General features: G+C 61.1%; 4 protein-coding genes. All 4 read right to left on the reverse strand.

Features of this window, described 5'->3' with window-relative positions; genetic code table 11:
• Positions 1-974 (reverse strand): alginate biosynthesis protein AlgK (locus AC1DLB_RS21925; RefSeq protein ID WP_477785632.1); only part of this gene is annotated, 974 nt, incomplete at its 3' end.
• 9 nt (positions 975-983) lie between these two features.
• A complete protein-coding gene (locus tag AC1DLB_RS21930) occupies positions 984-2,153 on the reverse strand; it encodes an alginate biosynthesis protein Alg44 (protein WP_018927125.1) in 1,170 nt (389 codons plus the stop codon).
• Positions 2,154-2,188: 35 nt separating this feature from the next.
• Positions 2,189-3,670, reverse strand: coding sequence for a mannuronan synthase (gene alg8 / locus AC1DLB_RS21935; RefSeq protein WP_370741111.1), 1,482 nt, complete (start codon positions 3,668-3,670; stop codon positions 2,189-2,191).
• A 199-nt stretch (positions 3,671-3,869) separates the two neighbouring features.
• The coding region (locus AC1DLB_RS21940; RefSeq protein WP_477785633.1) for a nucleotide sugar dehydrogenase at positions 3,870-4,601 on the reverse strand (732 nt) is incomplete at its 5' end.

The raw sequence follows: 4,601 nt of genomic DNA on the forward strand, positions 1-4,601 counted from the left end.
TCGTAGTAGAGCTTGCCCAGCAACAGTTCGGCGCGCGGCTGGTCGGCGGCGCGGCCGTTGTCCAGGTACTTCATCATCGTGTCGACGTCGCCCAGTTCAGGGAAGTCGTAGAGCAATTGCGCCAGGCTGACCCAGGACGCCGGGTAGCCCGGGGCGATGCCTTCGAGCAGCGACTGAGCGGTTTTTTCGTCGGTCTTGCCCAGGCTCGCATCGCCCAGCACGCGGGCCACGCTGTCGACCCGTTGCGCGGAGACGGTGCCACGGCTGTGAGCGGCCTGCATCTGCTTGATCAGCTCGGCCTGTTGCTCGGGCTGGCCACGTTTCTGATAGACCGTGGCCAGTTCGACGTAGCAGATGTCGGTGGTGTTCAACGCCGCTTTGCAGATCTTTTCCACGTCATTCAGGTGTTGGTCGTAAGTGCCCTGGGTGCGATAGAGCAGCACCTGGGCCAGACCTGCTTCCGGTTTGCCTTCGGCGCGCCATTGGCTGATCTGCTGCTGTGCGTTGACGTTGGGGAAGCTGTGCGGGAATTGCAGATACAGCATCGCCAACGGGATCAGGGTGTTGCCTTCGCCATTGGTCGCGGCTTTCTTCAACAGTGCCTCGGCTTCGTGGTGTTCGGCTTCGGTGGCGCCAGGTTTGGCCACCAGCAGGCGACCCAGACGAGCCTGAGCCCGCGGCGAGACGCTGGCTGCGGCGCGGTAAGTCGCCTCGGCCTTTTTGATCTGCGCCGGGTCGCGGCTGTCGACCTGAATGTCGGCCAGCCCAACCTGGGCTTCGCTGTAGCCCAGGTCGGCCAGTTGCTGATAGTTCTGCGCCGCCAGCGTGGTATCACCGCGCTTGAGGGCTTCATTGGCCAGGCGCTGGTCGGGCAGGCCGGCGCAACCGGCCAGGCTTACGGCCAGTGCAACTGCACACAGTGATCCTATGTGGGTGCGCGGTGTTCTGAGGATTTGTGGAGTCGTCACGGGCATGTCCTCTGTTTAAAGACCGGCGGCCATGGCTTTGTTGATCAGCCAGTTCAGGTTCGGGCCACGGGTGCTGTTCACTTCCGCCGGGCGACCGGCGAGTGCGCTGTCCAGCGGCTCGTCAGGTTTGATCTGCACGCGGATATCGGATGACAGGTCTTCGCTTTTCAGGCTGGTGCTGCTGACGATCTTGCCGGTACGGGTCTGGTCTTCGCCGGCGATCTGGAAGCTGACCGTGGTGCCTGGGCGCACGTCGCCGAACTGGCGATAGGAGAAGCGTGCTTCAACGTTGGCTTCGGTATTGCGTGGCACCAGTTGGAAGATCACGTCACCTTTGTTGGCGTATTGACCGTTAGCCACCAGTTGCTGGGCCACGGTGCAATCGCACGGGGAGGTCAGGGTGCCGGTCATTTGCTTGCCGAAGAGCTCTTCAACCTTGGACGGTTGCAGTTGGTTTTCGTCCAGATGGCCTTTGAGTACGTCGAGCATGCTGGTGCTGAAGGTCGCCAGCGGGGCGCCTTTGGCGGCAACGCCGTCAGCCTTGATCAGGCTCTGCACGGTGCCGTCGCGCGGCATGGTGATGTTCATGCCTTGCACGCTGACCAGGCCAGCCTGGGCGTGGCTGACGAAGTACATGCCGTACACCGATTTGAAGATAAAACCGAACGCCACCAGGCCGACCACGAAGATACCGGCGCTGAAGGTCACCGCTTTCAGACGGCCGAGCGCGGTCATGCCATGACCGCCGTCCTTGACCTTGCGCGCCTTGGTGAAGTTGTCGCGTTGCAGGGTTGCGAGCATTTCACCCACGCTGACGATGTCACCGGCCAGGTGCGAAGTAATCAGGTGGCGCAGGGTGGAAATGTCCCGGGGTTCCAGGTTCTGGAACTGGCAACCTACGCGGCCGGTCTGGCGGTCGACGGAGCGGATCTGCAATTCCACGTCCATGGCCAGACCGAGGTTGTCGATGACGAATTGCAGGCGGGCCTTGTGCACATCGCCGACCTTCAGCGGCAACTGACCGGCGTTGAACGCCAGGCCGCCGGCGGAAAGGTCGATGACCCGGGCTTCGACCGGGGTCCGGTCAGGGCCGAAGAAACGCAGTTTGGCCGGAATTTTCACACGGGCGTGTTGGCGCTGGGCTTCGGATTCGTGCACTACGTTGCTGTTGACGGCGGTATTCATATGGGCGATTTCCTAGTTAATTCAGGCGAGTTCGGTCAGACCATCATCAGCAGCACGGCGACAAAGATGCTGCCGGCGGAGAAGGTCATGGTCCGAGACGACCAGGTGTTGAACCAACGTTGAAAGCTGGCGAGATCACGGGTCAGAGAAGTGGGCTGGCGAGTCCAGGATTGTTGATCGAGGCGGAAGAACACGTAGATCTTCACCAGCGCGCCGACGATCTGGTTGTAATAGAGAATGGCCGGGTATGCCGGGCCGATCCGGTGACCGGAACAGGACAGCAACAGGGTCAGGATCAGGCGGGTGATGCCGATCCACAGCAGGTAAACCAGGATGAACGCGGTGCCGTACTTGAAGGTGGCGATGAGCGCCACCGTCAGGCCCAGCAGGGACGTCCACATCGACACGCGCTGATCGAACAGCACCACTGACGTGAACAGGCCGAGGCGTTTCATCCCCAGGCCCAGGGCGCGGGAGTTCTGCCGCAGGTTGTTGCCGTACCAACGGAACATCAGTTTGCGACTGGCCTTGATGAAGCTCTTTTCCGGCGGGTGTTCCACGGTATGGATCGCGGCGTCGGGCACGTAGAACGTGTCGTAACCCAGGCGCATCAGGCTGAACCAGCTCGACTTGTCGTCACCGGTCAGGAACTTGAAGCGGCCCAGGCGCCAGTGTTGCAGCGAGTCGCTTTCCACGTCGGCGATGAAGTCCGGGTTGGTGACCACGGTGGCGCGGAACACCGACATCCGGCCAGTCATGGTCAGCACGCGCTTGGACAGGGCCATGGAGCACATGTTGATGTGGCGCTGGGCGAATCGCAGTTTGTGCCATTCGCTCATGATGTAGCCGCCGCGCACTTCGCAGAACTCGTTGGTGGTCAGGCCGCCGACATTGCCGAACAGCTGGAACCACGGCACGGTCTTGAGCACGACGCCTTCGGCCAGCACGGTGTCGCCATCGATCACTGCAACCACGGCACGGTCGTCCGGCAGGTGGCGGGAGATGGCGCGGAAACCATAGGCCAGACCATCGCGCTTGCCGGTGCCGGGAATGCGCACGAAGTCGAGCTTGACCCGTGTCGGTGGGTTCATGCGTTTCCAGAGGCTCTTGACCAGCAGCTCATCGGACATTTCGACGATGGAGCACACCACGGTAGTCGGCAGGCCGCAGTCGATGGCCTCGCGGATCACCGAGCTGTAGACCTGCGCGGTGGTCAGCGCGTCGATACGGAAGCTGGTGACCATCAGGAACACGTGGGACGGGTCTGCCTCTTTGCCCAGCTTGCGCACTTTGCGCCGCAGGTGCGGGTAGACCACGTACAGAAACAGCATGCCGCGCAAAAAGTGCGTGGCACCCATCGAGTAGCGCCAGATACCGACGATACCGATCAGGAAGATGAAGTCCTTCGACTCGGAGTCGAACGTGGACGGAGGCAACGCCAGGGCGATGCCCATTAATAAACTTAGGTAAAACAGCCAACCGGCGGCCTGAAGTAGGCCGTGCTTTAGCCTGTGCATAATCTGCATCCGTCTCGATCTCGGGCGGAGCCCGATTGGGTTAAGGCAGGCTTGTGAAAACTGGCGCCACCCGGTTTGGATAACGCCAGAATCCCTGTAGGAGCTGGCGAAGCCTGCGATCTTTTGATCTTTCGCTTGGGATTCAAGTGAGCTGGGAAAGATCGCAGCCTCGTTTCACTCGACAGCTCCTACAGGCGTGTTACCAGCAGATACCTTCGGTGCGCTTGCTGACGCTGGTGGCTTGAGACATGAAGCCGACCAGGTCGACCACTTGCTTGCCGTGCGGTGCTTCCAGTGCCAGGGCGCGGAATTTCTCATCACGGTTGCCGAGGATGATCACGTCGGAGTTGTTGATCACTTCCTCGAAGTTCGAGTTGAGCAAGGACGAGACGTGAGGGATCTTCGACTCGATGTAATCCTTGTTCGCACCGTGGACACGGGCGTACTCGACGTTGCTGTCGTAGATGCTCAGGTCGTAGCCCTTGCCGATCAGCATTTCCGCCAGATCGACCAGCGGGCTTTCGCGCAGGTCGTCGGTGCCGGCCTTGAAGCTCAGGCCCAGCAGGGCGACTTTGCGTTTGTCGTGGCTGGAGACGATGTCGAACGCGTTCTGCACCTGGGACTCGTTACTGCGCATCAGCGAGTTGAGCAGTGGTGCTTCGACGTCCAGGGAACCGGCGCGGTAGGTCAGGGCGCGCACATCTTTCGGCAGGCAGGAGCCGCCGAATGCGAAGCCAGGACGCATGTAGTACTGGGACAGGTTCAGTGTCTTGTCCTGGCAGACCACTTCCATCACTTCACGACCATCGACGCCGACAGCCTTGGCGATGTTGCCGATCTCGTTGGCGAAGGTCACCTTGGTGGCGTGCCACACGTTGCAGGTGTACTTGATCATCTCGGCAACGGCGATGTCCTTGCGGATGATCGGTGC

It is taken from the genome of Pseudomonas sp. 05N434, from assembly GCF_056396965.1.

Excerpts from the sequence above, each read along its gene's own strand:
- AC1DLB_RS21930 (WP_018927125.1), bottom strand. The coding sequence starts at position 2,153 with ATGAATACCGCCGTCAACAGCAACGTAGTGCACGAATCCGAAGCCCAG.
- alg8 (WP_370741111.1), bottom strand. The coding sequence starts at position 3,670 with ATGCACAGGCTAAAGCACGGCCTACTTCAGGCCGCCGGTTGGCTGTTT.